The following is a 27,000-nucleotide window of genomic DNA, read 5'->3' as shown; positions in this document are numbered from 1 at the left end:
GTCTTGTTCCCTATTTCATTCCGGAGGTGGCGATGCCGCGCACGATGAGTCTCTGGAACAGGACGAAGAAGATGACGACCGGGACCAGCGAAAGGACCGACATCGCAAACATCTGGCCATAGGCGGACTGCCCTTCCTGATCGAGGAAGAGGCGAAGCGCCAGCGGCACGGTGTAGCTCTTGATGTCGTTGAGGTAGATGAGCGGGGCCAGGAAATCCTCCCAGACCCAGATCAGCGAAAAGATCGCCGCCGTGCCCATGGCCGGCAGCGAAAGCGGCAATATGATTGCCCAATAGATCTTGAAGGGCGAACAGCCGTCGATCATCGCAGCTTCGTCCAACTCGCGGGGTAGTTGCCGAAAGAACTGCACCATCAGGAAGATGAAAAAGGCATCGGAGGCGAGGAAGCGCGGCACCACGAGGGGCAGATAGGTGTCGACCCAACCGAGGTTCAGGAACTGAACATATTGGGGGATGAGAACCACGTGATAGGGGATCATCAGGGTCATCATCATCAGCGCGAAGAAGAAGCTGCGCCCGGTGAAACTCAGCCGTGCAAAGGCATAGGCCGCAAACGAGCAGGAGACCAGATTGCCGATTACCGACAGGCTCGTGACGATCGCCGAGTTCACGTAGAAGACCGTGAAGGATATCGGCAGCGCGTACCAGCCCTTCGTGTAGTTCTCGAACCGAAATTCGGAAGGCCAAAGCGTCAGGCTGCCGAAAATCTCGTTTTCCGGCTTCAACGAGGAAGCGAGCAGCCAGAACAGCGGATAGAGCATCACGCATGACACGGTGATTAGGAAGATATGCTTGAGGATCCGGCCGTTGCGATCGCGTTTGTCCCGCTTCAGCCGAAGCTCGTGAGCGACGCGCGCGGCCTCATCCACCTGGATGGCGATTTCCAGATCAGTCGCGCTCGTTTTCATAGTGCACCCAATATTTGGAAGTGAAGAAAGCGATCGCGGTGAAGGTCGCTATGATGACCAGCAGGAACCAGGCAAGCGCCGATGCATAACCCATGCGGAAGAATTTGAAGGCCTCGTTGAACAGGTAGACCGTGTAAAACAGGAGGCTGTCCGCCGGCGCGCCGGTGCCGTTGGAGATGATGAAGGCGCTGGAAAAGGTCTTGAAGGAATCGATGGTCTGCAGCACCAGATTGAAGAAGATCACCGGAGCAAGGAGCGGCAAGGTGATGCGGGTGAATTGCCGCCAGCGCGGCGTGCCGTCGATTTCCGCCGCCTCGTACAGATCCCGCGGAATGCCGCGAAGGCCAGCCAGAAAGATCAGCATCGGCGAGCCGAACTGCCACATGGCGAGCACGACAATCGTGAAGAGCGAAGTGTCGGGATCGGTGATCCAGGAGGCACCCTGGATTCCCACCATTGCCAGAACCTGATTGACGACCCCGTCGGCCGCGAAAAGCTGACGCCACAATATCGCGATTGCAATCGAAGAGCCGAGCAGGGACGGCAGGTAGAAGATGGCTCGGTACAGGCCGATCGTCCGCAAGCCCTTGTCGAGCAGCATGGCGACACCGAGGGCCATGATCAGGCGGGCGGGCACAGCCAGCGCAACATAGGTAAAAGTGACCTGCAGCGCTTTCCAGAAGCGCCGATCCCGGGTGAACATGTATTCGTAATTGCCCCAACCGATCCATCGGGGCGCGCTCACCATGTCATAGCGGGTGAAGGATAGATAAAGCGACGCAAGGATCGGCCCCAGGGCGAGCAGGAAAAATCCGATCAGCCATGGGAGAAGAAACACATAGGCCGGTGCATTGCGGGCAAAAAAACGTCTCATCGAAACGACCTTGTTGTCGGAAGAGAGGCCCCGGCGGCAGGAATTGCCGGGGCCTTGATATTCCCGCACCGATTACTGGGCGCGCTCGACGATCGACTGGGCGTCTTCGATGAAGGTGGCAGCGGCTTTCGCAACTTCCACCTTGCCAAGCACGACGTCGGTGCCGGCACGCATGAAGGCGTCTCGCACCTCTCCAGCTCCCTTGGGGGCAGGCAGCGGCAGCGGGCCGACCTTGCTCTGAATCGCTGCGAAGTAGTCGACCGAGAGTTTTTCGACCTCCGTAAGCTTGGGCGTCAGCGCTGCACGGATTTTTGGCGAACAGGGAATACCGCGTTCGAGACCGAGAATGCCGGTGATCTCGGGATCGTTGACCCAGGCATTCATATAGGCAATTGCGGCCTCCGTGTCCTTGGCGTCCCGGCTGAGGGACAGGAACATCGAGGGCTTGATGAACTGGCCAGGCTTGCCGCCCGCCTTGTGGGGCACCATGGCGGCACCGATCTTGTCTTTTGCCACCGACTGGATGCCGACCAGCTGGTTGGACCAGTAGTGGGACATGGCGGTATCGCCGACGGCGACGCCCGATTCGGCAATCGGCGGATCGAGAATAACGGTCTTGTTCTTGTCGCGAACGACCCCTGCCTTGCGCAGGTCGGCCCACATCTGCCACCAGCTCGCGACGTCCGCCGCTGTCGCCGTGACCTTGCCTTCGGGGCTGTAGAATTCCCGACCGTTCTGGCGAACCCAGGATTCGAAGGTCTCGATCATCAGGGACAGGTCGTCCGAGCCCTTCATCTTGCCCCCGGACTTGGCGGTAATCTTTTCGCATGCCTTGGCGAAATCGTCCCAGGTCCAGTTGATCAGGTCTGCGTCGATGCCCGCTTCCTGGAATGCGCGCGTATTGTAGACCATGACCTGGCTGTTCGAGCCGATGTTGAGGGCATAAAGCTTTCCGTCGACCCTGCCGCCATCGAGGGGGCCTTTGTCGAAGTCGGCGATCATCAGGCTCTTGCCGGCGAATTCATCGAGAGGCTTCAGAGCCCCGCGATTGACATATTCAAACAGGAACCGGTAATCCATCTGCACCAAGTCGGCCATGTTCCGGCCTGCGGTCTGGGTCGCCATTTTGGTCCAGTAGTCGCCCCAGCCGATCGTTTCGCCGGAGACGGCGATACCGGCGTTCTTCTTCTGGAATGCGTCGATAACGGCAAAGGTGCGCTTGTCGCGCTCCGGATTGCCCCACCAATAGTGGCGGATGGTGCGCGTGGCAGCAAGCGCCGGCATGGCCGGAAGCGCAGAAGCGGCTGCCGCCGCTCCTATCGTGCCCAATAAAGTTCGCCTTGTCAGTTTGGTCATTTTGTCCTCCTCCTTCTAACTCCGGAGCGTCTGGTCGGCGCCGGATGCGTTGCGGTTGTTCCATGGTTTGCCGCGTGCCGGCTCCTCCTGCCGGACACGCTCCATTCTTCTTGGCGCAGCTCGCTACACGAAGCTGCGCAAAAGTTCAGTCAGGCAGAGCATCGCCATCGCCTGCCCGTAAGGCATGGATGTCAGCTTGATCTGCCGGTAGAAATCGAGATCGCCGCCCATCGCCGTGCCGAAAGAAACCTGCCGGAGCTCTCCCTCCGGGCTGATGTTATCGATCACGCCTTTCATGGCTTTCTCGGCGGTCTCCAGATACTCGATGCCCAGATACCGCTTGCGTACGCCCTTCATCAGACCATAGGCAAAGCCGGCGGTCGCCGAGGCTTCCAGATAGCTCGACGTATCGTCGATCAGCGTGTGCCACAGGCCCGATGGATGTTGGTGGAGTTTCAGCGCTGCCGCCTGCCGGCCGAGCAGGGACACGAGATGGCGGCGGACGGGATCGCTCTCAGCCAGGTCCAGGAGCTCGATGAATTCCGGAATGGCGATGGTGATCCAGCTATTGCCGCGTGCCCAGCGAGCGCGGGCAAAATTATGATTGCCGTCGAACGTCCAGCCATGGAACCAGAGGCCGGTTTGCGTGTCGCAGAGATATTGGGCGTGCACCAGGAATTGGTATTTTGCCTCCGCCACGAATTCCGGGCGCTTGAGCACGAGGCCGATCTTGGCAAGCGGCAGCACGCTCATCATCAGCGTGTCGTCCCACATCTGCTGATCATTGACGCTGTTATAGACGATATGCTGCAGCCCACCTTCGCGGGTACGCGGCATTTCATGCATCACCCATTCGGCCCACGTTTCCAGGTAGGGCCGCCAACGGGGATCTCCCGTCAGCTCGTAGAGATGGGCAAGCGTCAGGAACGGTGCGACGGTGTTGATGTTCTTTGTGGGGGTCCCTTCAGCAAGCCGGGCTTCAAACCAATCGACGATGATATCCATCACCTTCTGGTTGCCGGTCAGCTGCCAATATTTGAGAAGGCCAAAAAGTGCGACGCCATGGGTCCATTCCCAGCCCGCCCAGCCTTTGGTGTCGATAACCCGGCCGTCGTCGAGGCGCAGGAGGAATTCACCAGTGCGATCCTCGATATGGATAAGGTTGTCGATCAGCCGATCGATGAGGCCGCACACATCGTGGCGCTCGATAAGATGTTGCTTTTGCCGCAGCAGCGGATGCATGCCGGACGTCCTCCACAAATATTCGGAACGATATTCCGGATTTTAAGAAATCATACTCTCCATGGCTTTTCAACCGTGTTTTTCTGTTGCACTCTGCGCCCGTTCCGCATGCTCACCTGTATCTTGACACAGGTTTTTTCAAATTCCAGAATAAGATTTCGAAAAAAATAGAACGCGCTATGTCAGAGTTGAACCCAAAAACCGAAAATGTCGCCGCCGTCCTCAAGGTTTTCGCCGTGATGGAGGCCTTGGTCGAGGGAAAGAAGGTGAGCCTTGCCGATCTCGCTCAACGAGCCATGACGTCGAAGACCACAGCGCATCGCCTGCTGCAGACCATGGTGGAACTCGGTTATGTGGAGCAGGATGCTGAGACGGAAAAATACGGCCTGACGCTGAAACTCTTCAGCCTGGGCGCGCGCTCGCTGACCGAGCAGACGGATCTGCTGCGTGTTGCGGACCAGGCGATGGGAAAGCTCTCTCGGGTAACCGGTGAGTCCGTCAATCTCGGTATTCTCGATGACCGCGACCAGAAGGTCGTCTACATCCATAAATACGATTCCGCCTACAGCCTCTCGATGAAATCGACGCTCGGGCTCCGCAACCCGCTGCACAGCACCTCGCTTGGCAAGGCGCTTCTTGCATGGCGCGACGACGACGAGATCCGGGAGCGGATCAACAAGATGGAATTGACGAAGCTCGCGCCGCGCACCATCACCGATCCGCAGGAATTGTTTGCCCAATTGCAGGCGGCCCGCAGCCGCGGCTTTGCCGAGGAGGTGGAGGAGAGCGAAGCGGGTGTGCGATGCATGGCGGCACCGATCTTCAACTATCTCGGAAAACCGATCGCCGCCGTCTCGATTTCCTTTCCGATGTTCCGCTTCGACGAAAGCCGGAAATCCGAGTATGCCGACCTTTTGCGCACGGCGGGGCTCACCGCCTCCGCCGGGCTCGGCTACCAGCCCGCAAAGAATTAACGTCTGGCGCTTTCAACGCCGATCGGACGTTGCGGAAGCGAGGCGGCTCAAAGAGCCGCCAGGATGCCGCCATCGACATAGAGCACCTGGCCGTTGACGAAATCCGACGCCGGAGAGGCCAGAAAGATCGCTGCACCGGAAAGCTCCTCCGGTCGGCCCCAGCGAGCGGCAGGCGTTCGGTTCGTCACGAAGGCGTCGAATACCGGATCGTCCATCAGCGCGCGGTTCATCTCGGTCGCGAAATAGCCCGGACCGATGCCGTTGACCTGAATGTTGTGACGGGCCAGTTCCGTCGCCATGCCGCGGGTCAGCATCTTCAGCGCGCCTTTCATCGTCGTGTAAGGCACGACGGTCTTGCGGCCGACCTCGCTCATCAGCGAGCAGATGTTGATGATCTTGCCACCACCGCGTTCGATCATCCCAGGCAGCACGGCTTGCGAGGGAAGTACCGCGCCCATCACGTGGGTGTCGAACATCCGCCGCCAAGTTTCGGCGCTGTGCTCAAGGAATGGCGCACGGATCTGAATGCCAGCATTGTTGACGAGGATATCGACCGCGCCGATGCCGGCGAACGCGGCCTCCGTTTCGTCGGCCTTGGTGATGTCGCAGACCATCCCCGAGGCCTCGTAGCCCTCCGTCTTCAATTGGTTCACTGCTGCCGAAAGCGTCGCCTCATCGCGCCCGTTCAGCGTGACCCGCGCTCCGGCGGAGGCGAGTCCGCGTGCCATGGCAAGGCCGAGGCCGCGGCTCGAACCGGTGAGGACGGCATGGCGTCCCCGCAGATCGAAAAGTGGATGTTGAACGTTCATCGAAATTTCTCCTGCATGGCCTGAATACCGGGAAAGGCATCCATAAGATAATCGTGACGAGGTCAAGGTGCTGGATCAGACCGCGGCAATATCCTTTGTCAAGAAGCAAGGTGTCGCCGGGGCGGGTCGGGTAGGCATCGAAGATGCGGACCTTTACTATCCGCCCGGAGGTTTTATATAGATGACTAAAGTTATCATGTTATGAGGCGAAGGATCCCGGCGTTGAGTTATTGGCATTCCATGGCTTGGCATACGGAGGGGATAAGGGTTGTCGCCCCGGTCAAGTGGCGTCGTTTCGACGGATTGGTGAGTGTCTTCTGGGAAGCCGAAAGCCAATCGGGCGCCACGGGCTACTATTTGGCGGATGACCCGCGCATCATGATTTTCTTCAACGACGTGTCGTCTCGAATTCGCGTGTCGAACCGGGACGGCTCGCAGGGCTACCGCCCGATGACCCGCGCCGTTTATGTCCCCGCGGGCGTTCCCATGTGGACCAGCAGCGAAACCAAGCACCGATTTTCCCACCTCAACCTGCACATGCACCGGGATCGGTTGCTGCGGTTCCTGTCGCCCTCGGTTGGGGCCTCCGCCGCCTTGGCCGCGGTGCGCCGGCCGGTGGAGCTTCAGGACGTCGGCGCCATAGAGACGCTGGCGGGCCTGCTCGTCGACGAGATATCGAGCCCGGCAAAGCACGCTGTCTATGCCGAAAGCCTGGTGGGCAGCATCGTCGCCGGCCTTCTCGATATACCCGACCATGAAGCCGAAAAGGCCAATGGCAGGCTTACTCAAGCGCAGATGAACAAGCTGGTATCGCGTTTCGACGGCTCGAACGACTGCCGCTTGACCGTTGCCGAAATGGCGGCGACTGTCGGTCTTTCCGAAAGCTGGTTCTCCAATGTCTTCAAGCAGACGACGGGCAGGACGCCGCTGCAGTGGCAACTCGCCAGGCGCATCGATCTGGCCAAGAAACTGCTGGTCGATAGCGATCTGGCCGTCGCGGAGGTCGCGGCCCAGCTGGGTTTCACCGACCAGGCACATCTGACCAAGGCGTTCAGGCAGATTGCCGGCGATACGCCGGCTGCCTGGCGCCGGATGCGACAGATCTGCTGATTTTCGGGCAAAGACCCATCAGACTTGCCAACCTCTTCCGCTAAGCGACTATCGCCGACGCGTCGAAAGACCGGTGCTCGACATCGCGGGAATTGACCATAGCCCCTGCCAGCTGCCGGAAACTCACGGTTCCGACCGGCTTGCCTGATGGATCGACAACGGTCACGTCGCCGTCAGGGGCAGAGACCAGCGCGCGTATCGCTTCCTCGATCGTGACATTTGCCGGAATGGTGGGCTGCTCACCCCCAGTCCGGGAACGTAAGGGAGCCATGACCGCTTCGACCTGCACGACCCGTCCGCGGTTCACTTCTTTGACGAAATTGGCCACATATTGATCCGCCGGCCTCAGGACGATGTCCTGGCTTGTACCTTGCTGTATGACCTCGCCGTCGCGCAGGATGGCGATCTGGTCTCCCAGCCGGAGAGCCTCATCGAGATCATGTGTGATGAACACGATCGTTTTCTTGATCTCGTTCTGGATGTCGAGAAGAACGGACTGCATGTCCATGCGGATGAGCGGGTCGAGTGCGGAATAGGCTTCGTCCATCAGGAGGACAGGCGCATCGTTCGACAAGGCGCGGGCAAGCCCGACGCGCTGCTGCATTCCTCCAGACAGTTGGTTGGGGTACTTATGCTCGAACCCCCTCAGCCCGACGCGCTCCAGCCATCTCATTGCGACGTCGGTCGCTTTGGAACGGCCGATGCCCTGGACCTCAAGGCCGAAAACGGTGTTGTCGACCACGCTCCGGTGCGGCAGCAAGGCGAACTTCTGAAAGACCATTGCCGTCTGATGACGCCGAAAGTTTCGCAGTTCGTCCTTGTTCATCTTTACGACGTCCACCCCGTCGACCAGCACTTCACCCGCGGTCGGATCGATAAGGCGGTTGATGTGGCGGATGAGCGTGGACTTGCCGGAACCGGACAGGCCCATGATGACCTGAATACAGCCTGACTTGATATCCAAATTGATATCGCACAGCCCCAGCACATGGCCATGTGCATCGTTAAGCTCTGTCTTCGTTAGACCGTTGCGGACGGCATCGACATAGGCGGCGGGGTTGGCGCCGAAGATTTTGTAGAGATTGCGGATTGCGATGCCGCCCAAACCTTGCTCAGCCATGAACGATCTCCCGATGCTTCTGGAGCCGCTTGCCATAGGCCTGGCTGACCCGATCGAAGATTATGGCGATTCCAACGATTGCGAGGCCGTTGAACACGCCGAGGGTAAAATACTGGTTGGCGATTGCCTTCAGCACCGGCTGGCCAAGCCCCTGAACGCCGATCATCGAGGCGACCACCACCATTGCCAGCGCCATCATGATCGTCTGGTTGATCCCCGCCATGATTGTTGGCAGGGCAAGCGGCAGTTGCACCTTGAAAAGCTTCTGGGTCTCCGAGGTGCCGAAGGCGTCGGCGGCCTCCAGAACATCCTTGTCGACGAGGCGGATACCGAGATCGGTCAGCCGGATCATTGGCGGTATGGCGTAGATCACCACGGCGATGAGGCCCGGGACGCGGCCGATGCCCAGCAGCATGACGACCGGAATGAGATAGACGAAGCTCGGCATGGTCTGCATCACGTCGAGGATCGGGTTGACGACCCGCTGGACGCCGTTCGAACGCGCCATGAGTATGCCTATCGGCAGGCCGACGGCAATCGACAGGACGGTGCAGACAAAGATCATCGCGACCGTACGCATCGTGTCGGTCCACATGTCGAAATAACCGATCAGCAGGAGCGTGATCAGACAGCTCAGCACGATTTTGACACTTCGGCTCGCAAACCATGCAATAGTGAGGATGATCGCCGTGATGATCGGCCACGGGGTCTGCGTCATGAAGCGATCGGCCGCCAGCAGAAAGCTCTGCAGAGGCGAAAACATGCTTTCGATCGTATCGCCGTAGGCGCGGGTGAAAGCGCGAAATCCCTCGTCGATCGCTTTCTTCAAGTTGCGAAGCGCGTCGTCATCCATATGTGGAAATTTATAAAACCATTCCATTCGGTTCCCTTTCTCTGGAAAGAGCCGTGTGAGGTCTTTTTCTTCTTTTGACGGCAAGCGGAAGGGGCGATGTGTTCGGCACATCGCCCCAAGGGCTTATTACAGTGCTGCCTCGATCTTCTTGGCGGCGTCCGTTGAAACCCACTTGGTCCAGATGTCCTTATTTTCCTTCAGAAAATGTTTGGCGCCATCCGCACCGCTGGCCTGATTGTCCGTCATCCATGCCATAAGCTTGCCGATGGTCTGGTTGCTCCAGGACCGCTTTTCGAGATAGGTCATCACCTCGGATCCTGCTTTTTCCGAAAAGGGCTTGGCGACCAGGGTGACGATTGTGTCGATCGGCCAAGAATTCGGCTTCGGATCCGGGCAATCGGCAACCGTGTTGCAACGCTTCCATTCAGCCGGGTCGTTTTTCACGCCGGCCTCAAGTTTCACCATCGGGTATTTGCCGAGCAGCGCCGTCGGCGCCCAGTAGTAAGTGGCAAAACTCTTTTTCCGCTCATATGCCTTTGCAATGGCACCGTCCAAACCGGCCGCCGATCCCGTGTCGATCAGTGTGAACTTGGCCTTTTCCCCGCCGAACGCCTTGAACAGCTGGGTTGTCACGACGGTGCCACCCCACCCCTGAGGACCGTTGAGGATTGCGCCTTTGCTTGGGTCTTCCTCACCCGGGAAGAGTTCGGGATGCTTCAGCAAATCCGGAATGGTCTTGATGTCCGGATGCGCGTCCGAGACATATTTCGGGATCCACCAGCCCTGATTGCCGCCGTCCGGCAATGGAGATCCAACCTTGACGATCCGACCTTCCTGCGTGCCCTTCGCAACCACGTCGGGAAGCAGGTCGATCCAGGCCTCAGGAGCGATATCAGGCTGGCCCTTTTCTGCCATGGAGGTGATGGTCGGCACGGTGTCTCCAACCGTGATCTCCGCCTGGCAGCCGTAACCTTCGTTTAAGATGAACTTATCCAGATTGGAGATGACCTCCGCGCTTTGCCAGTTCATGCTCGCGATCGTGACGCGGCCGCACCCGGCGGCATTTGCCGCCGATGCGCCGGCGAACACTCCGACTAGCACGCAACCCGAAGCCAAAAGCTTATTCATAGCACTGTTCCCTTTTTTTAGCGGCTTGACGTAGAATGCGGGACGCCGCGGATACCCGATTCACAAGTGCTTGGGAGCGTCTCCCAAACTCATCGATTTCTCGAACGCTGCCGTCAGTCCGCAAGCAATCGCTCTCTCGAAACCCGCAGCGCGCATTGTCTCGATTGCGACGGCCGTGGTGCCGCGGTAATCGAGGAAGGTCTGCACGATTTCAGTAGGACAGATCTCACGCATTTCCATGAGACGCCCTGCGCCAATGATAAGCGTGTTAACGGCACGCCTGGCCATCGCGACGGGGATGCCCCGGGAGATGGCATCTCGCATCATTGCGTCGGCAAGAAGCGCCGGAAAGGCGGGGCCGGATCCGGACAGGCCGGTGAAATAATCCATATCGGTTTCGCTGTGCACTTCATCCTGAACACCGCAGGTCTCGAACAGGGCTCGGACAAATGTGCGTTCTTCTTCACTGACCTCCGGGGTCGCGATCCACGGCGTGTAGGACCGGCGGACCTCGACCGCTGCATTCGGCAACGAACGAACGACACAGGCGGTCTGATGATGGTCGCTCAGCGAGTCCAACGGAACGCCTGCCATGACGGAAATCAGCAGCTTGCCCTTCGCATCGACGTTAAGGTCACGCCAGTCAGCGGGGCGGACGCAGAGAATGATGACATCCGAGCGGTCGGCGAGGGCCTGATTGTCCAATGTCCAGAAAGCCTCTTCGAAACGATCCGGCCGCTTGTTGCGATAAGAGAGCGACAGGTCCCGAGGCTTGACGAAGCCGGCGTCCAGCACCGCGCCGGCAAGGGCGCTGCCCAGCCAGCCGTTGCCGCCGATCACGCCAATTTTCCAGCCCCCGCCAGCTTCCACCTTGCTCTCACCCTTGTTTATAGCCGTGCCGCGCGTAGAAGCGATCGAGTTCTCGCTGTTGCGGGATCTGACCGGTGTAGATTGCGATGTATTCGGGAATGCGCTTCATACGCAGTCCGATATCCTCGGTGGACTGCATGGAGATGTAGCCGATCTGGACCAAATAGGTTGTTCTCGCGCGAACGTCCGCAGGCTCTTCGTCAAAGCCGAACCGCACGAACATACGGCTCAAAGCGTCTATTCGGGCTAGATCAGCCTGCTGCACTTCAACCTGGATCTCCGGAGATTGCAATGCCCAACTGCGAATTGCAAACTCGAACTGGGAGTCGAAGAGATCTTTGTTGAGCCAGCAATCGAAGACATTCAGCATCGCTTCCGCAAGAGATTCCGCGTATGCCTCGGACTGCTTCACTAGGTTGCCTGTGTTCTTGTCCCTCCAGCGCAGTATCAGCGCGCTCAGCAGTTCCTCCCGATCCTTGAAGAACCAATAGAAGCTTGTCCGCGATAGACCCAGCTTCTTGGCAAGCGGCAGGATCTTCACCGAATCTACGCCGGATTCGAGCAGCGCTTCGTAGGCGGCTTCAAGCCAACCCTCCTGAGAACCACGCCAGCCGCTGTCATTTACCGCCTGTTCCATAGGCACTTCCTAACAAATTCATAACCGCACTTCAAGTGAAATGTACATCAATGTCAACTATAGGTACGTCGATGTTTTCAATATTGACACAACTGTACATTCCTGTTTAGCCTTATGCGCAAAGGCCATAAACCGGAGCCCGTCGCATGTCGAACGATCCCCTCCTTCAGCCCTACACACTGAAGCATCTGACCCTACGCAACCGTATCATCGTTACATCGCATGAGCCCGCCTATCCTGAGGATGGCATGCCGAAGGAGCGCTACCGAGCCTACACCGTGGAGCGGGCGAGGGGCGGCGTTGCGCTGACAATGACGGCGGGATCGGCCGCGGTGTCGAAAGACAGTCCACCGGTCTTTAACAACCTGCTCGCCTATAAGGACGAGATCGTTCCGTGGATCCGAGAAATGACCGATGCCGTGCACGAAGAGGGCGCGGCTATCATGATCCAGCTGACCCACCTCGGCCGGCGCACCCGTTGGGACAAGGGCGATTGGCTGCCGGTGGTCGCGCCGTCCCATCATCGTGAAGCGTCGCACCGCTCTTTCCCGAAGAAGATGGAGGATTGGGACATCGAGCGTATTATCAGAGATTTCGCAGACGCAGCCGAGCGCATGAAGGCGGGCGGCATGGACGGTGTCGAGCTTGAAGCCTACGGTCACCTGATCGATCAGTTCAATTCGCCGCTCACCAATGAACTGGACGAGCCATATGGGGGCTCGCTCGAAAATCGCATGCGGTTCTGTTTCGACGTCTTCAAGGCGATGCGCGAGCGCGTCGGAGACGATTTCATCCTCGGCGTTCGCTACACGGCCGACGAATGTCTCCCCGGAGGTACTGGAAAAGCTGACGGTATCGAGATCTCGCGACGGCTGCGCGACAGCGGTCTGATCGACTATCTGAACGTGATCCGAGGTCACATCGATACGGATGCTGGCCTGACCGACGTCATTCCGATCCAGGGCATGGCGAACTCGCCACATCTTGATTTTGCCGGTGAAATCCGCGCCGCAACCCAATTTCCGACCTTTCACGCGGCAAAAATCCCGGATGTGGCGACGGCACGGCACGCCATTGCGGCGGGCAAAGTGGACATGGTTGGGATGACGCGCGCCCACATGACGGATCCGCACATCGTTCGCAAGATTATCGAAAAGCGCGAGGAGGACATACGCCCTTGCGTCGGCGCGAATTACTGTCTCGACCGCATCTACCAGGGCGGGATGGCTTTTTGCATCCACAATGCCGCAACCGGTCGCGAACAGACCATGCCGCATACCATTGCAAAAGCCGACACCCGCAAGAAGGTGGTCATTGTCGGAGCCGGGCCGGCTGGCCTTGAAGCGGCGCGCGTGGCCGCCGAGCGGAGGCATGCGGTCGTGGTCTTCGAGGCGGCCAACAATCCCGGCGGGCAGATCCGCCTCACCGCGCAGAGCGAACGCCGCCGAGAGATGATCAGCATCATCGACTGGCGGATGAGCCAATGCGAGAAGCTTGGTGTCACGTTCCATTTCAACAACTGGGCGGATGCCGATGTGATCGCGGCGGAAGAGCCCGATGTGGTTATCATCGCGACAGGCGGACTACCGCATACCGAGGTTCTGTCGAAGGGAAATGAGCTTGTCGTCTCCTCCTGGGATATCATTTCGGGCGACGTCAAGCCGGGCACCAATGTGCTGATCTTCGATGATGCCGGCGACCATGCCGGCTTGCAGGCCGCGGAATTCATCGCCAAGACAGGGGCCAGGGTCGAGATCATGACGCCCGACCGCTCCTTCGCGCCGGAAGTCATGGCGATGAACCTTGTTCCCTACATGCGATCGCTGCAGAAACTCGACGTCACCTTCACCGTTACCTACCGGCTGCAATCGGCCGAAAAGAGCGGCAACCAGATCATTGCCCATGTCGGCAGCGACTATGGCGGCGTTGAAACGCAACGGACCATCGACCAGATCGTCATCAATCACGGTACGATCCCATTGGACGACCTTTATTTCGAGATGAAGCCCGGCTCGAAGAACCTCGGTGAAGTTTCCTACGACCAGCTAATTTCCGGCGTGCCGCAGACGGCCGTGCGCAATCCCGCGGGCACCTATCAGCTCTTTCGGATTGGCGACGCGGTCGCTGCTCGCAACACGCATGCAGCGATCTATGACGCATTGCGGCTTGCCAAGGATATCTGAACATGGCCCGCAGCCAAGCCTTGCTGGATTTTCTGAATGCCGCGTTCGTCGCGTTCGACCGGTTTGTCGAGGATTCACGGGCCCGGCAGTCACTGACGCAGATATTTGCGCACCTGCAAACATCGCTGCCGGAGCGGGTGAATATCGCAAAGCGGCTTCCGGTTTGCGGCCTGTATTTGGAGAGTGTCTTGGCTGAAAAGGCGGAGCAACCCTCGTTGAACATCTTGCTCCGGCGCTTCGCAGCGTTGGAGGCGCAGCTCGAATGGAACTGTCGCTCGACCTATGACAATTCAGCCAGCGCGAATTTCCCGATGAGCCACGCCAATACCATGATTGTCGGGCCGGGCGGCCTCGAGGACCGTCCGGACGTGTGGCTTGGCGCGACCTTGATGGCGCCGAACGTGCGGTATCCGGACCACGATCATGCACCGGAGGAAATCTATCTCGTCCTGTCGGACGGCGAATTCATGCAGGGCGATTCCGGTTGGTTCACGCCGGGCATGGGTGGCTCTTTTTACAATCCACCTGGAATCCGGCATGCGATGCGCTCGGGCGAGGAGCCTCTCTTCGCATTCTGGGCACTGTTACCCGACCAGCGGAAACATTGATTCAAGGCGATCGATAGTTCTCCAGTCATCCTGCAATTGTTTAAAGCCCTATCGATCGACCACGAGGTCACTGAGCGGCTTCGAACAGCAGGGCAGGAATAACCCGGCATCGATCTCCCGCTGGCGGATCCCGCCATTGTGGTTCATGTCGACGGATCCGGACACCAGTTTTGATTTGCAGGTGCCACACACGCCGTTGGAACATGAAGAGGGGAGTTTCACGCCAGCTTTTTTTGCGCAGGACAAGATGGTTTGCTCGCCTGAAACATCGATTTTACGGACTTGCTTGGCAAACTCCACCGTGAACGTTCGCGTGGCTGTTTCCAGGCCAACCGGAAGATCGATGTCGTCGATGACCGCAGCGTCGAAGCTCTCCTCGATATAATGGGACAACGGAACGCCGAGCTCTGCGGCAATCACGCGGGCAGCAGCCATGAATGGCGCCGGGCCGCAGCACATGACGACACGCTCTGCAATGTCAGGTACGGCCAGCTTCATGTAGTCTGCCGAGATGCGCCCGGTAAGGCCAGGCCAATGGGCTTCGCCGGCGGTGATCTCAGGTAGGAAATGCAGGCGGAGCTGCTTTCCTTTATTCGCCAGGCAGGCGAGCTCTTCCCGAAAGATCAAGTCTTTGGGGCTTCGCGCAGCATGCATGAATACGACGTCGATGGGCTCAAAGGTATCTGCCAGTTCGCGGACGATCGACATGACTGGCGTAATCCCCGACCCACCAGACAGAAGCAGCAATTTTTTTGCATTGGGCCGGATGAAATGCCCGAGCGGTCCATTGCCCTTCATCATTGAGCCAGCTGTGACGTTGTCATGAAACCAGTTGGAAATCTTACCCCCTGGCACGCGTTTCACGGTGACTGAAAACGCGTTGGTGCGCTGCGGCGAGGAGGATATGCTGTAACAGCGACTTTCGGGCTCTGCGTCAATTTCGAGATCGAACAGGAAATACTGGCCGGCCTTGAAGGCGAACCTCTTTCCAAGCGAAGAAGCGAATGTGAATGTTTTTACATCATGCGTTTCCTGGTGGACGTCGATGCAAACCAGATCCTCGTCCAAATCCCGGTTCCAGAATTCAGTTTTCTCTGTCCGATCGACAGATGCGAATGCGCTCTTAATATCCATGCGCACGCATCCGATCGATGTACCAGGTGGCGAATTTGTCGAGGTTCGTCTCCGAGAATGGCGAATAGGGACCGGGCACATAGGCAGGGTCTTCGACGCCGGCATGTGAGCGCGCGACGAGTTCCGCGTCCTGATCCGTGGTCGCCACCCAGACGTTCGTCAACTTCTCAAGGTCGTAATGCACGCCCTCGACGGCGTCCTTGTGAACGAGCCACTTCGTGCGCACCAGCGTCTTGTCGGGCGAAATTGGAATGACTATCGCCACGATGGCATGGTCACCCATGAAGTGGTTCCAGCTGTTATGGCCCCAGAGATGCATATCGCCGAGGTCCTTGCGGGTCATCGTTCCTAAAAGTTTGGATGATGCCGCCGTAGCGTCCGGGGTCTGGGATTCGCCCGCACCGGAAATGATAAGGCGCTGCGTCCTGAAATTGGTCTCGCAATCGACGAGTTGTTCGATGGCGGCGGATGAGTAGCCGTCCGCTGTCCACTGAAGTGTGCGCTCTTCGTAAAGAGCAAGATGCTCTTCGGCCTGCGCCCTGTCCTCCGGGTTGAGTGTCTCGGGATCGAAACCGAAATCCAGATCGACGAAAGAGACGCAAAGCTCCGGGTGGTTCGCCGAGCAATGGTAACACTCACGATTGTTCTCCATCGTCAGCTTCCAGTTGCCGTGCTCGATCACATCGGTTTCGAATGCGACTTTGGAATTGCCAATATCGTAGGGCGCCAAGCGCTCGGTCATCGCCAACTCGAGCCGAGCAATGTCCTTTGGCGGATTGTCGGCAAGGCAAACATAGATGAGGCCGCTGATCGACTTGAAGGTCACAGGCTTCAGGCTATGACACTCTTTGTTGAAGTCCTTGCCCATATGGGGTGCATAGCTCAGTTCACCGCTGAGTTCGTATGTCCAGGTGTGATAGGGACAGACCAGCTTCGAGACGATCGTCTTGCCGGGATTGAGGAGGCGCGAACCCCTGTGGCGACAGACGTTGTGCACGACGCGGATTTCGCCGTCATCGTCGCGCAGCAGGATCAGGCTGGTTTTGCCGATGTCGATAACCGCAGCGTCGCCGGGCTCGGGCACGTCGCATTCAAGTCCGACGCAAATCCAGTGCCGACGAAAGAACACGTCGATATCCGCTTCGAACACGTCTGACCGGGTATACAGGCCCGCTGGCAGAGCATGGCCGTCGGCACGCGCGTCCAAAAGTGACGAGATCGAAGACGCAAGTTTGTTCAGCATGAAGACCTCTTTGCCAGCTTTCGGGCAAGAGTGACCTTGCCATGCAATTCGTTCAACGGCATAAATTGTTACGTTGGCATAATGAAAAGTAATGGATTGAGGGCGGGAGCATGCAGTTTCGTAAACGGCTGCCATCCTTGACCGCGCTGCTCATGCTTGAAGCAGTTTTGCGCAGAAAGAGCTTTACCGCGGCCGCGACCGAACTTGGCGTCACTCAGGCGGCCGTAAGCCGGCAGATTGCTTTGCTTGAGGAAGAATTGGGGCAGCCAATGTTTGTGCGTAAACATCGCGCAATCGAACCTACGCCTGCGTGTCGCATTCTGGGAGCGTCGCTGGCGCGGAGCCTTTCCGATATTGCGGAGACGGTCGATGCGATCAAAACGTCCGGCCAGGATGTCGTCACAATCGGCGCGACGATCGCGTTTTCGTCCTTCTGGCTGCTTCCGCGTCTGGCCGACTTCCGCTCCCAAAACCCCGGTATCCAGGTGCGTGTCGTATCCCAGGATGAAAAGATCGATCTCGATAGTGGTGAGATAAACATTGCCATTCGTTATGGAATACCGCCGTTTAACGATGGGACAGTCATTGCTTCAAAAGACGATTTCATAACGCCCGTATGTTCGCCCGATTATCTCAAACGCAGACAACCAGGCCCTTTATCATCGACAGACGAGTATATCGAAACTCACAGTTCCGACCCGTTGTGGTTCTCGTGGGCTCAATGGCTTGACCAGATCGGAGCATCCTTCGATTTCAAGCCTTCGCTGAGATTCAGTCATTATACCGAAACGATATTCGCTGCGTGTAATGGCCAGGGGGTAGCACTCGGCTGGGGCGCGCTCGTTCAGGCTTTTCTTGATGCCGGAACGTTGGTCGCGCTGCATGATCTGACTTACAAGGCTGACGGGCGATATAATATCCTGCTGCCACTCAGGGCGCGACGAACGGTTGCCAATGACAGAGCCATTGCCTGGCTCACGGCAGCATTGCACGCATAACCAGAAGTATTGGCACCCGGACCAGTTCTCCATGTCGTCTGAGACCCGCCAAGGGTGATTTTTACCATCAACGGCATCTTGCTCTGCGAGTTCTGCGCAAATGGTCGCCGCAGCGGCGGTACTTCGGCCGGCCTGGTATTGAAGCTCTCCTAAGAGGTGGAAAGATGAGTCGGCGGTCACCGTCGCAGTATGGTGTCAGCGCCCCTGCCGACGCTCGCATACATGCCGGTCGTGCGGAATTCGGTAGGGTTGGTGCCGTAGACACGGCGGAAGACCTTGGAGAAGTAGTTTGCGTCCCGGAAGCCCGAGCGGATTGCCACCTCCTTCACCGGCATGCCGTCGGTCTTGGTCAAAAGCTTGATGGCGCGCTCCAGGCGTTTTTGCAGAACGAATTCGGCCGGCGGAACGCCTTCGCTGGCGGCAAAGATGCGTGAGAAATGCGCTCGGCTGAGGCCCGCGACCTTGGCTAGCTCCTCGACCGGCAGCGGATGTTCAAGATTGCTCGTGATGTGGCCGATGACATGCTGCATCGTCCGGTATTCCTCGCTGAAGATGGGATGCGAACCGAAGACGTCGTCATAGAGTGCCATCGCCGCTTCGTAGGCGATGGCCGATGCACGGCCCGGGGTCTCCGCGCCATTGATGAGACGCAGGCTGCAATCGGCCAGATGCTCGATGGTGCGCGGCTGCAGCTTGAGGATCGGGCCGGTCACCGCAAGGACGGAGCGGTGAATGCGAAGCGCTTCGTCGCCATTCATCGAGATCCAGAAGAACTCCCATCGTCCGCCATCCTCCAGCCAATAGCGATGGTTATGCGGGACGAGAACCAACAGGGTTTCGCCTTCCTTCACCCGCAGCTCCCGGTTGTCGTATCTGAGGTTGCCAGCGCCGCCGATGGTGTGCTGGAGTACGGTGAACGGCGTCTGGCCGCGCTTGCGTCCATCCCAATCGTAGGTTGCATCCGTGCGGATCTCGTAGCCGGTGCTGGTCGGCATCGTGTGCAAAGTCTGCCGGCCCCGCGGCAACGAAACGGTCCGCATGACCGGCCCCCGCTCGATCAGTTCCTGCAGCATAGAATTACCCATGAAAGCATAATCCTTCTCTGGCGGCCCCGCCGAATTTGCGCATAATCCGCTCCCGAGAGAGAGAACACCGCCAGCATCGAGGAACGGCGGGGAGGGGAATAAGCCGGATTTCTGGCCTTTTTTGGCGCAGCGCGCAAGCCCGGCGGCTATTCTTCTTCTCATCCCCAACGCCGGCATTTTCATCGCATCGAGGTCAGGATCATGAGCTTCAAAATCGCTATCATTGGCGCAGGCAGCGTCGGCTTCACGAAAAAGCTGTTCACCGACATCCTGTGCGTTCCCGAATTCAGGGATATCGAATTCGCGCTCACCGACATGAACGAGCATAACCTCCAGATGATCAAGGCGATCCTCGACAAAATCGTCGAATCCAACCGGTTGCCAACCAGGGTGACGGCAACCATCAACCGTCGCGCGGCGCTGACGGGTGCCCGCTACATTATCAGTTGCGTTCGCGTCGGCGGCCTGGAAGCTTATGCCGACGACATCCGCATCCCGCTCAAATACGGTATCGACCAGTGCGTCGGGGATACGATCTGCGCCGGCGGCATTCTCTACGGCCAGCGCAACATCCCGGTGATCCTCGATTTCTGCAAGGACATCCGCGAGGTCGCCGAACCGGGTGCGAAATTCCTGAACTACGCGAACCCGATGGCGATGAACACCTGGGCTGCGATCGAATACGGGAAGGTCGATACCGTCGGCCTCTGCCATGGTGTCCAGCATGGGGCAGAACAGATCGCCGAGGTTCTCGGCGCCAAGTCGCGCTCCGAACTCGACTATATCTGCTCGGGCATCAATCATCAGACATGGTTCATCGATCTGCGCCTCAACGGCCGAAAGATCGGCAAGGACGAACTCGTCGCAGCCTTCGAGGCTCATCCGGTTTTCTCGCAGCAGGAAAAGCTGCGTATCGACGTCCTGAAGCGCTTCGGCGTGTATTCGACGGAGAGCAACGGCCACCTGTCCGAATACCTGCCCTGGTATCGCAAACGGCCGGAAGAGATCACCAAATGGATCGACATGTCCGACTGGATCCACGGCGAGACCGGCGGTTACCTCAGGCACTCGACGGAAACGCGCAACTGGTTCGAAACGGAATTCCCGCAGTTCCTCGCCTCGGCCGAAAAGCCGATCGATCCAGCCAAGCGCTCGAACGAGCATGCGAGCCATATTCTCGAAGCGCTTGAAACCAACCGCGTCTATCGCGGCCACTTCAACGTCAAGAACAACGGCGTCATCACCAACCTGCCGGCCGATGCGATTATCGAGTCGCCCGGTTTTGTCGACCGCTTCGGTATCAATATGGTCTCCGGCATCACGATCCCGGAAGCCTGCGCAGCGACCTGCATCGCCTCGATCAACGTGCAGCGCATGTCGGTGCATGCAGCCATCGGTGGCGATATCGACCTCCTGAAGCTGGCCGTCCTGCACGATCCCTTGGTTGGCGCCATCTCAACTCCGGAAGAAGTCTGGCAGATGGTCGATGAGATGGTCGTCGCCCAGGCCGGTTGGTTGCCGCAATATGCCGATGCCATTCCTGCGGCCAAAGAGCGGCTGGCCAAATCGACGGTGAAGACCCGCGATTGGGCCGGGGCGGCACGCCGCAACGTCCGCTCGATCGACGAGTTGCGCGCCGAAAAGGCGGCGCTCAAGCAGGCCGTCTGAGAGTTCGGGAGGACGGGTGGCAATGGGGCTCCGGGAGGGAGCCTGTCGCCGCAAGCCCGCATCCGGATCGGTTGAGGAGAACCGGGGTATTGCGAAGTGCTCCGCAACAAGAGGGAGAAACGATGACAAATTTCCGCAACCTTGGCAGTCTTGCCGGACTGGCGCTGAGCGTCTCGGTCTCGGCTTTGAGCGCCTATGCCTCCGAGCCCACGGCTCCGCCCGTTCCGGCGCAGTTCCCGGCGGAAGGCAAGATCAAATACGTGTCCAGGGATTCCATTGAGGAGTTCAAGGCACTCCCCACCTATCATGAGCCCGATTGGGTGACGAAGAACTTCGTCAACAGCGGCAAGCTGCCGCCCGTTAAGGACCGCCTGCCCAAAGTGCCGCTTGTCTTCAAGACGGAGAACATGGTGGATGGCCCCGGCGTCTACGGCGATACCCTGCGGCATGTCATCGGCGGTCGGCCTGAAGGCTGGAACTATGGCGCCGGCCAGACCCAGGGCTGGGGCGGCATCGATATCGGCCTGTCCGAGTGCCTGACGCGCACCGCGCCGCTCTTCCAGGTGGAAGCCAAGGATACCGAGCCGCTGCCGAACCTTGCCAAGAGCTGGGACTGGTCCAAGGACGGCCATAAGCTCACCATGCATCTGGTCGAAGGCGCGAAATGGTCCGACGGCGTTCCCTTCAATGCCGACGACATCATGTTTTACTGGGAAGACGAGGTCATCGACCCGAATGTCTCGCCGCTCGGCGGCGGCGCATCGCCTGAAGCGTTCGGCCAGGGGACAACACTTCAGAAGATCGATGACTATACCGTCGAGTGGACCTTCAAGGAGGCTTTCCCCAAACAATATCTCTACACGATGGCCTATCCGGGCTTCTGCCCGGGCCCGTCGCATATCCTGAAGCCGCAGCATCCGAAATATTCGAAAAATACCTACGATCAGTTCAAGAATGCGTTCCCGCCGGAATTTTTGAACATGCCGGTGATGGGCGGCTGGGTGCCGGTCGAATACCGTCCTGACGACATCATCGTGATGCGCCGCAATCCATACTACTGGAAGGTCGACGAGAAGGGCAATCAACTCCCTTATCTGAACGAACTGCATTACAAGCTGTCGACCTGGGCCGACCGCGACGTGCAGGCCGTTGCCGGATCCGGCGACATTTCCAACCTCGAGCAGCCGGAAAATTTCGTGGCGTCGCTGAAGCGCGCCGCCGAGAAGACCGCCCCGGCACGTCTTGCCTTCGGCCCGCGCCTGATTGGCTACAACATGCGCATGAACCTGTCCGGCAACGGCTGGGGTGAGCCAGACGCGCGCGGCCAGGCCGTTCGCGAACTGAACCGCAACGAGGATTTCCGCAAGGCGATCACCATGGGCCTCGACCGCAAGGCGATCGGCGATTCGTTGGTCAAGGGTCCGTTCACCGCGATCTATCCGGGTGGCCTGTCCTCGGGCACCAGCTTCTACGATCGCAACTCCGTGGTCTATTACCCCTTCGATCTGAATGGTGCCAAGGCGCTGCTGGCGAAGGCCGGCCTCAAGGATACCGACGGCGACGGTTTCGTGAACTTCCCCGCCGGAACCGTCGGCGGCAAGGACGTCGAGATCGTCCTTCTGGTCAACAACGGCTACGCGACGGACAAGAGCCTCGCGGAAGGCGTCATCGGCCAGATGGAAAAGCTCGGGGTCAAGGTCATCCTCAATGCGCTCGATGGTCCGAAGCGCGACGACGCTCACTATAGCGGTCGTTTCGACTGGCTGATCCAGCGCAACATGCCGGAACTTGCCTCCGTGGTTCAAAACACCGAGCAGCTTGCACCTGTCGGTCCGCGCACGAGCTGGCACCACCGCGCCGGCAAGGACGGCAAACTCGACCTGATGCCCTACGAGGAAAAGCTGGTGGCTATCGTCGCCAAGTTCCAGACCAGCCAGGACAACAACCAGCGCGTCGACCTGATGAAGCAATACCAGAAGATAGCAACCGAGAATGTCGATACGGTCGGACTGACGGAATATCCGGGTGCGCTGATCATCAACAAGCGCTTCTCGAACGTGCCAGAAGGAACCCCGATCTTCATGTTCAACTGGGCCGAGGACTCCGTCATCCGTGAGCGCCTATGGGTCGCTGCCGACAAGCAGGGCAAATATGAGCTGTTTCCCGAAAGGCTGCCCGGCAAGCCGGGCGAAAAGGGCCCAATCAACTAAGAGCTCCCCTCCCAACCGAGGATTCCGGCCGCGCGTGAAGCGCGGCCGGGCAAGATCAACAAGCCGGCCGCACCGACAGGCGCGACTGGCGGCAAGGAGAAGCGAACCGTCCGATGTTACGATTCCTGCTCGTGCGCATAGCGTCCGCGATCCCCGTCCTGATCATTCTGAGCATCGCGACCTTCGCGATCATCCAGGCGCCGCCCGGTGACTATGCCGATTACATCCGCTCGCAGCTGATCAACCAGAGCGGCGCGTCCTTCGCACAGGCCGACGAACAGGCTCGGGCCTACCGCATCGCCCATGGCCTCGATCAGCCGATGGTCATCCAGTACTTCAACTGGATCAAGGGCATCCTTACAAAGGGCGATTTCGGCTACAGCATGTTCTACAACAAGCCGGTGGCAGACGTCGTCGGCGAACGTCTGCCGCGCACGCTGCTCCTGGCGCTGGTCTGCCACATCCTTGCGTCGGTGCTCGGCATCGGCTTCGGCATCTGGGCGGCAACCCGGCAATATTCCTGGATCGACAGCCTGCTCTCCGGCATCTCATTTCTCGGCATGACGGTGCCGCGTTTCCTGATGGCGCTGATCATCGTCTACCTGCTCGTCTTCCAGCTCAACGTTTCTGAAATCGGCAGCTTCTTCTCGCCGCAATATGGCGGCGCGCCGTGGTCCTGGGCGAAATTCGCCGACCTCGTCAAACACGTCTGGCCGGTCGTCGCGATCGCCACCTTCGGGGGGCTCGCCTACAACATGCGCGTCATGCGCGGCAACCTGCTCGATACGCTGAACGCCCAGTATGTCGAGACGGCAAGGGCCAAGGGGCTTTCTGGCGGTGCGGTCGTCATGCGCCATGCCGTGCCCAATGCCCTGCACCCGCTCGTCATGTATCAGGGCGTCGTGCTTCCCTACATGCTGACCGGCGAGATCGAGACGGCGATCATCTTTTCGCTGCCGACCGTCGGGCCGGCGATTGTCGGCTCGATGGCCGTCGGCGACGTCTATGTGACGGCGACCTTCATGATGGTGCTTTCCGCCACGCTCATTGTCGGCAACATCATCGCCGACATGCTGCTGGCGATGCTCGACCCGCGCGTCCGTGCCTACGGAGGAGCCTGATATGCTCGCCTTCGACTCCTCCCCGCCATTGCCCCACGGGCAGATGTCCCTCGAACAGACGGCCAAGAACGCGCCGCACGGCAATGAAAGCTACATGGCGCTCGTCTGGCGCCGGCTGCGGCGCTCCTGGACCGGAATGATCGGCCTCATCCTCGTCGGATTGCTGCTGATCATGGCGATCTTCGCTGAGTTTTTTGCGCCGATGGATCCGAAGGCGACGGATGTGGGCTTTGCCCCGCCGCAGATAATGAGCTTCCACGACAAGGACGGCAACATCGTCTTCCAGCCGCGCGTCTATGGACAGACCGAGTCCGCAGAGCTCGACCCGGTGACCTTTCAGCCGGTCGTCGGTCCCGACTACGACAACCCGAATCGTCTCGGCTTCTTCGTGGCGGGCGCCGACTACCGGCTGTTCGGACTGATCCCGGCGAACCGCCATTTCTTCGGTTCCATCACCGGCCAGCCGGTGCATTTCCTCGGCACCGACAAGTTCGGCCGCGACGTGCTGTCGCGCGCCATCGTCGGCTCGCGGATTTCGCTGACGATCGCGCTCACCGTCGTCTTCATCGTCACGGTGATCGGCACCACGGTCGGCATGGTATCCGGCTATTTCGGCGGTTCGTTCGATACCTGGGTGCAGCGCTTTGTCGAAGTCGTCCTCGCCTTTCCGCAGCTGCCGCTCTATCTGGCGCTGACCTCGCTCATCCCGGTGACGGCACCGACCAACGTTTTCCTCGGCTTCGTCATCGTCGTGATGTCGGCGCTCGGCTGGGCGCAGATGTCGCGCGAGGTGCGCGGCAAGACACTGGCGCTCGCCCGCATCGACTATGTCCGGGCGGCCATGGCCGTCGGCGCGACCGACCGGCGGATCATCTTCCAGCACATCTTTCCGAACGTCATGAGCCACGTGATCGTCGCTGTCACGCTGCATATCCCGAGCGTCGTGCTGCTCGAATCCTTCCTCGGCTTCCTCGGTTTTGCCGTGAAGCCGCCGCTGATCTCATGGGGACTGATGCTGCAGGATACGGCAAACTATTCCGTGATCGGCACCTATCCCTGGATACTGGCGCCGGTCGGCTTCGTGCTCATTACGGTTTTTGCGTTCAATGCGCTCGGCGACGGGCTGCGCGACGCAGTCGATCCTTATTGAGGTGGTCCAGATGGCTCTCGCACTCGTCAACAGCTTCGCCCCGCCCATCCGCCTCGATCATGCCGGCCGCACGGAACAGCCGGTCATCGATGCCCGCAACGTCGCCGTGAACTTCAAGGTCGAGCACGGCACGGTGGAGGCCGTGAAGGATATCTCCTTCCAGCTCTACCGCGGCGAGACGATCGCCATCGTCGGCGAATCCGGATCGGGCAAATCGGTAACCGCGCGCACCGTCATGGGGTTGCTGTCGAAGCGCGCCGTGGTGTCGCCGCAATCGACCGTCGCCTATGACGGCGCCAACATCCTGAAATTCTCCGAGCGCGAGCGCCGCAAGCTGCGCGGCGATCGTATCTCGATGATCTTCCAGGAGCCGATGAGCTCGCTGAACCCGATCTACACGATCGGCAGCCAGATCATTGAAGCCATTCGCGTGCATCGCCGGATGAGCCGGAAACAGGCCGAGGCCCGGGCGCTTGAACTGCTGAGGCATGTGCAGATTCCAGACCCGGAAGCGCGCCTGCGGCAATATCCGCATCAGCTCTCCGGCGGCCAGCGCCAGCGCGTGATGATCGCCATGGCGCTGTCGAACAATCCGGACGTGCTGATCGCCGACGAGCCGACGACGGCACTCGACGTCACCGTGCAGGCGCAAATCCTCAACCTCATCCGCAATCTCCAGAAGGAATTGCGGATGGCGGTGATCCTGATCACCCACGACCTGACCGTCGTGCGGCAGTTCTCCGATTATGTCTATGTCATGCAGCATGGCGAGATGTGCGAGCACAACACGACCGAAAAGCTCTTCGCCAGTCCGCAGCATGCCTATACCAAGCACCTGCTCGCCTCCGAGCCCCGCGGCCAGGCCAATCCGCTGCCGGAGGGCTGCGACGTCATTCTCGACGCCAAGGGGGTGCGCGTCTCCTTCATGCTGCGCCATGGCACCTTCTTTAAGCCGGAGCTGAAGGAGCTTGTTGCGGTCGACAGCCTCGATCTGACGCTTCGCCGCCATGAAACGCTGGGACTTGTCGGCGAGTCCGGTTCGGGCAAGACAACGTTCGGACAGGCGCTTCTGCGGCTGAACGACACCGACAGCGGCGAGATCTATTTCGACCGGCAGCCGATCCACGGCCGTTCGCGCGTCGAAATGCGGCCGTTGCGCTCGCGCATGCAGGTGGTATTCCAGGATCCGTTCTCGTCGCTCAATCCGCGCATGACGATCGGCCAAATCATCGAGGAAGGGCTTGTCGTCAACAAGCTCGGCGCGACGAAGGCCGAACGGCTCGACCGCGTGCGCGAGGCGCTCATCGCAGCTGGCATGCCGGGCAACATCCTGTCGCGCTTCCCGCACGAGTTTTCGGGCGGCCAGCGGCAGCGTATCGCCATTGCCCGCGCCATCGCGCTCGAGCCTGAATTCATCCTGCTCGACGAACCGACCTCGGCTCTCGATCTTTCGGTTCAGGCGCAGATCATCGAACTCTTGCGCAAGCTGCAGGACGAGCGGGGCCTCAGTTACCTTTTCATCTCGCACGATCTGAAGGTCGTGCGTGCCCTCTGCCACCGGGTCATTGTCATGCAGCACGGCAAGATCATGGAAGAGGGTCCCGTCGACGAAGTTCTATCCTACCCCAAGACCGCCTACACCGAACGGCTCGTCAAGGCCGCTTTCGAGGTAGCATAATGATTGCCGAATGCCGGAGGT

At 59.3% G+C, this 27,000-nt stretch carries 23 protein-coding genes; 10 read left to right on the top strand and 13 right to left on the bottom strand.

The features are described 5' to 3' along the window. Positions 1 to 10: 10 nt before the first annotated feature. The 4 genes from MOV61_RS01365 to MOV61_RS01350 form a co-directional block, all read right to left on the bottom strand. Positions 11 to 928: a carbohydrate ABC transporter permease gene (locus MOV61_RS01365; RefSeq protein WP_040125615.1), complete on the bottom strand. Its 918-nt coding sequence runs from the start codon at positions 926 to 928 to the stop codon at positions 11 to 13. Then, on the bottom strand, positions 909 to 1,802 hold the full coding sequence (locus MOV61_RS01360; RefSeq protein ID WP_041366645.1) for a carbohydrate ABC transporter permease: 894 nt from the start codon (positions 1,800 to 1,802) through the stop codon (positions 909 to 911). Before MOV61_RS01360 ends, MOV61_RS01365 begins: the two co-directional genes overlap by 20 nt. A 72-nt stretch (positions 1,803 to 1,874) precedes the next feature. After that, positions 1,875 to 3,158: an ABC transporter substrate-binding protein gene (locus tag MOV61_RS01355; protein ID WP_247135266.1), complete on the bottom strand. Its 1,284-nt coding sequence runs from the start codon at positions 3,156 to 3,158 to the stop codon at positions 1,875 to 1,877. A 123-nt stretch (positions 3,159 to 3,281) separates the two neighbouring features. Then, positions 3,282 to 4,400 (bottom strand): glycoside hydrolase family 105 protein, encoded by a 1,119-nt coding sequence (locus tag MOV61_RS01350; RefSeq protein ID WP_247135265.1) that lies wholly within the window; start codon positions 4,398 to 4,400, stop codon positions 3,282 to 3,284. Between the two features lie 179 nt (positions 4,401 to 4,579). Between MOV61_RS01350 and kdgR the strand changes: the two genes are divergently transcribed. After that, complete coding sequence (gene kdgR, locus MOV61_RS01345) at positions 4,580 to 5,374, top strand: DNA-binding transcriptional regulator KdgR (protein ID WP_247135264.1); 795 nt, start codon at positions 4,580 to 4,582, stop codon at positions 5,372 to 5,374. A 47-nt stretch (positions 5,375 to 5,421) separates the two neighbouring features. Here the strand turns inward: kdgR and MOV61_RS01340 are convergent, their stop codons facing one another. Further along, positions 5,422 to 6,183 (bottom strand): SDR family NAD(P)-dependent oxidoreductase, encoded by a 762-nt coding sequence (locus tag MOV61_RS01340; RefSeq protein WP_247135263.1) that lies wholly within the window; start codon positions 6,181 to 6,183, stop codon positions 5,422 to 5,424. Between the two features lie 222 nt (positions 6,184 to 6,405). Between MOV61_RS01340 and MOV61_RS01335 the strand changes: the two genes are divergently transcribed. Further along, entirely contained in the window at positions 6,406 to 7,293 is an 888-nt protein-coding gene (locus tag MOV61_RS01335) for an AraC family transcriptional regulator (protein WP_247135262.1), read from the top strand. A 40-nt stretch (positions 7,294 to 7,333) separates the two neighbouring features. Here the strand turns inward: MOV61_RS01335 and MOV61_RS01330 are convergent, their stop codons facing one another. From MOV61_RS01330 to MOV61_RS01310, 5 genes are all read right to left on the bottom strand, one after another. Beyond that, positions 7,334 to 8,413, bottom strand: a complete 1,080-nt coding sequence (locus MOV61_RS01330) for a glycine betaine/L-proline ABC transporter ATP-binding protein (RefSeq protein ID WP_247135296.1) — start codon at positions 8,411 to 8,413, stop codon at positions 7,334 to 7,336. Beyond that, positions 8,406 to 9,293 (bottom strand): proline/glycine betaine ABC transporter permease, encoded by an 888-nt coding sequence (locus MOV61_RS01325; RefSeq protein WP_040125608.1) that lies wholly within the window; start codon positions 9,291 to 9,293, stop codon positions 8,406 to 8,408. Before MOV61_RS01325 ends, MOV61_RS01330 begins: the two co-directional genes overlap by 8 nt. A 99-nt stretch (positions 9,294 to 9,392) precedes the next feature. Then, entirely contained in the window at positions 9,393 to 10,394 is a 1,002-nt protein-coding gene (locus tag MOV61_RS01320) for an ABC transporter substrate-binding protein (RefSeq protein WP_247135261.1), read from the bottom strand. Between the two features lie 60 nt (positions 10,395 to 10,454). Next, complete coding sequence (locus tag MOV61_RS01315) at positions 10,455 to 11,234, bottom strand: pyrroline-5-carboxylate reductase (protein ID WP_247135260.1); 780 nt, start codon at positions 11,232 to 11,234, stop codon at positions 10,455 to 10,457. A 37-nt stretch (positions 11,235 to 11,271) separates the two neighbouring features. Next, entirely contained in the window at positions 11,272 to 11,901 is a 630-nt protein-coding gene (locus MOV61_RS01310; protein WP_247135259.1) for a TetR/AcrR family transcriptional regulator, read from the bottom strand. A gap of 146 nt (positions 11,902 to 12,047) precedes the next feature. Here MOV61_RS01310 and MOV61_RS01305 point away from each other — a divergent pair, with 146 nt between their 5' ends. Then, positions 12,048 to 14,084, top strand: a complete 2,037-nt coding sequence (locus tag MOV61_RS01305; protein ID WP_247135258.1) for an NADH:flavin oxidoreductase — start codon at positions 12,048 to 12,050, stop codon at positions 14,082 to 14,084. Between the two features lie 2 nt (positions 14,085 to 14,086). Next, positions 14,087 to 14,692, top strand: coding sequence for a dimethylsulfonioproprionate lyase family protein (locus MOV61_RS01300; RefSeq protein WP_247135257.1), 606 nt, complete (start codon positions 14,087 to 14,089; stop codon positions 14,690 to 14,692). A gap of 48 nt (positions 14,693 to 14,740) precedes the next feature. On the opposite strand, the gene MOV61_RS01295 is transcribed toward MOV61_RS01300, so the two are convergent. Together MOV61_RS01295 and MOV61_RS01290 are read right to left on the bottom strand one after the other, a co-directional pair. Continuing rightward, a complete protein-coding gene (locus tag MOV61_RS01295; protein ID WP_247135256.1) occupies positions 14,741 to 15,826 on the bottom strand; it encodes a hybrid-cluster NAD(P)-dependent oxidoreductase in 1,086 nt (361 codons plus the stop codon). Further along, positions 15,816 to 17,069 carry an aromatic ring-hydroxylating dioxygenase subunit alpha gene (locus MOV61_RS01290; RefSeq protein WP_247135295.1) on the bottom strand — a complete coding sequence of 418 codons (1,254 nt, stop codon included), beginning with the start codon at positions 17,067 to 17,069 and terminating at the stop codon, positions 15,816 to 15,818. Before MOV61_RS01290 ends, MOV61_RS01295 begins: the two co-directional genes overlap by 11 nt. A 110-nt stretch (positions 17,070 to 17,179) precedes the next feature. Between MOV61_RS01290 and MOV61_RS01285 the strand changes: the two genes are divergently transcribed. Then, entirely contained in the window at positions 17,180 to 18,067 is an 888-nt protein-coding gene (locus MOV61_RS01285) for a LysR substrate-binding domain-containing protein (RefSeq protein ID WP_247135255.1), read from the top strand. Positions 18,068 to 18,243: 176 nt separating this feature from the next. Here MOV61_RS01285 and MOV61_RS01280 read toward each other — a convergent pair whose 3' ends face one another. Continuing rightward, on the bottom strand, positions 18,244 to 19,152 hold the full coding sequence (locus MOV61_RS01280; protein ID WP_247135254.1) for an AraC family transcriptional regulator: 909 nt from the start codon (positions 19,150 to 19,152) through the stop codon (positions 18,244 to 18,246). Between the two features lie 201 nt (positions 19,153 to 19,353). Here MOV61_RS01280 and MOV61_RS01275 point away from each other — a divergent pair, with 201 nt between their 5' ends. From MOV61_RS01275 to MOV61_RS01255, 5 genes are all read left to right on the top strand, one after another. Then, on the top strand, positions 19,354 to 20,820 hold the full coding sequence (locus MOV61_RS01275; RefSeq protein WP_247135253.1) for an alpha-glucosidase/alpha-galactosidase: 1,467 nt from the start codon (positions 19,354 to 19,356) through the stop codon (positions 20,818 to 20,820). A gap of 122 nt (positions 20,821 to 20,942) precedes the next feature. Continuing rightward, positions 20,943 to 23,030, top strand: a complete 2,088-nt coding sequence (locus MOV61_RS01270) for an ABC transporter substrate-binding protein (RefSeq protein WP_247135252.1) — start codon at positions 20,943 to 20,945, stop codon at positions 23,028 to 23,030. Positions 23,031 to 23,143: 113 nt separating this feature from the next. Further along, on the top strand, positions 23,144 to 24,151 hold the full coding sequence (locus tag MOV61_RS01265; protein WP_247135251.1) for an ABC transporter permease: 1,008 nt from the start codon (positions 23,144 to 23,146) through the stop codon (positions 24,149 to 24,151). A gap of 1 nt (position 24,152) precedes the next feature. After that, the gene (locus MOV61_RS01260) at positions 24,153 to 25,301 is read left to right on the top strand and encodes an ABC transporter permease (protein WP_247135250.1); all 1,149 of its coding nucleotides are present in this window, start codon (positions 24,153 to 24,155) and stop codon (positions 25,299 to 25,301) included. Positions 25,302 to 25,311: 10 nt separating this feature from the next. Continuing rightward, complete coding sequence (locus MOV61_RS01255; protein WP_247135249.1) at positions 25,312 to 26,979, top strand: ABC transporter ATP-binding protein; 1,668 nt, start codon at positions 25,312 to 25,314, stop codon at positions 26,977 to 26,979. The last annotated feature ends 21 nt before the right edge of the window (positions 26,980 to 27,000 follow it).

Source organism: Neorhizobium sp. BETTINA12A (genome assembly GCF_023006485.1).
Classification (GTDB): domain Bacteria; phylum Pseudomonadota; class Alphaproteobacteria; order Rhizobiales; family Rhizobiaceae; genus Neorhizobium.
This window is presented reverse-complemented; position numbering and strand designations above follow the sequence as displayed.

Excerpts from the sequence above, each read along its gene's own strand:
- MOV61_RS01365 (WP_040125615.1), bottom strand. The coding sequence starts at position 928 with ATGAAAACGAGCGCGACTGATCTGGAAATCGCCATCCAGGTGGATGAG.
- MOV61_RS01360 (WP_041366645.1), bottom strand. The coding sequence starts at position 1,802 with ATGAGACGTTTTTTTGCCCGCAATGCACCGGCCTATGTGTTTCTTCTC.
- MOV61_RS01355 (WP_247135266.1), bottom strand. The coding sequence starts at position 3,158 with ATGACCAAACTGACAAGGCGAACTTTATTGGGCACGATAGGAGCGGCG.
- MOV61_RS01350 (WP_247135265.1), bottom strand. The coding sequence starts at position 4,400 with ATGCATCCGCTGCTGCGGCAAAAGCAACATCTTATCGAGCGCCACGAT.
- kdgR (WP_247135264.1), top strand. The coding sequence starts at position 4,580 with ATGTCAGAGTTGAACCCAAAAACCGAAAATGTCGCCGCCGTCCTCAAG.
- MOV61_RS01340 (WP_247135263.1), bottom strand. The coding sequence starts at position 6,183 with ATGAACGTTCAACATCCACTTTTCGATCTGCGGGGACGCCATGCCGTC.
- MOV61_RS01330 (WP_247135296.1), bottom strand. The coding sequence starts at position 8,413 with ATGGCTGAGCAAGGTTTGGGCGGCATCGCAATCCGCAATCTCTACAAA.
- MOV61_RS01325 (WP_040125608.1), bottom strand. The coding sequence starts at position 9,293 with ATGGAATGGTTTTATAAATTTCCACATATGGATGACGACGCGCTTCGC.
- MOV61_RS01320 (WP_247135261.1), bottom strand. The coding sequence starts at position 10,394 with ATGAATAAGCTTTTGGCTTCGGGTTGCGTGCTAGTCGGAGTGTTCGCC.
- MOV61_RS01310 (WP_247135259.1), bottom strand. The coding sequence starts at position 11,901 with ATGGAACAGGCGGTAAATGACAGCGGCTGGCGTGGTTCTCAGGAGGGT.
- MOV61_RS01305 (WP_247135258.1), top strand. The coding sequence starts at position 12,048 with ATGTCGAACGATCCCCTCCTTCAGCCCTACACACTGAAGCATCTGACC.
- MOV61_RS01300 (WP_247135257.1), top strand. The coding sequence starts at position 14,087 with ATGGCCCGCAGCCAAGCCTTGCTGGATTTTCTGAATGCCGCGTTCGTC.
- MOV61_RS01295 (WP_247135256.1), bottom strand. The coding sequence starts at position 15,826 with ATGGATATTAAGAGCGCATTCGCATCTGTCGATCGGACAGAGAAAACT.
- MOV61_RS01290 (WP_247135295.1), bottom strand. The coding sequence starts at position 17,069 with ATGCTGAACAAACTTGCGTCTTCGATCTCGTCACTTTTGGACGCGCGT.
- MOV61_RS01285 (WP_247135255.1), top strand. The coding sequence starts at position 17,180 with ATGCAGTTTCGTAAACGGCTGCCATCCTTGACCGCGCTGCTCATGCTT.
- MOV61_RS01280 (WP_247135254.1), bottom strand. The coding sequence starts at position 19,152 with ATGGGTAATTCTATGCTGCAGGAACTGATCGAGCGGGGGCCGGTCATG.
- MOV61_RS01275 (WP_247135253.1), top strand. The coding sequence starts at position 19,354 with ATGAGCTTCAAAATCGCTATCATTGGCGCAGGCAGCGTCGGCTTCACG.
- MOV61_RS01270 (WP_247135252.1), top strand. The coding sequence starts at position 20,943 with ATGACAAATTTCCGCAACCTTGGCAGTCTTGCCGGACTGGCGCTGAGC.
- MOV61_RS01265 (WP_247135251.1), top strand. The coding sequence starts at position 23,144 with ATGTTACGATTCCTGCTCGTGCGCATAGCGTCCGCGATCCCCGTCCTG.
- MOV61_RS01260 (WP_247135250.1), top strand. The coding sequence starts at position 24,153 with ATGCTCGCCTTCGACTCCTCCCCGCCATTGCCCCACGGGCAGATGTCC.
- MOV61_RS01255 (WP_247135249.1), top strand. The coding sequence starts at position 25,312 with ATGGCTCTCGCACTCGTCAACAGCTTCGCCCCGCCCATCCGCCTCGAT.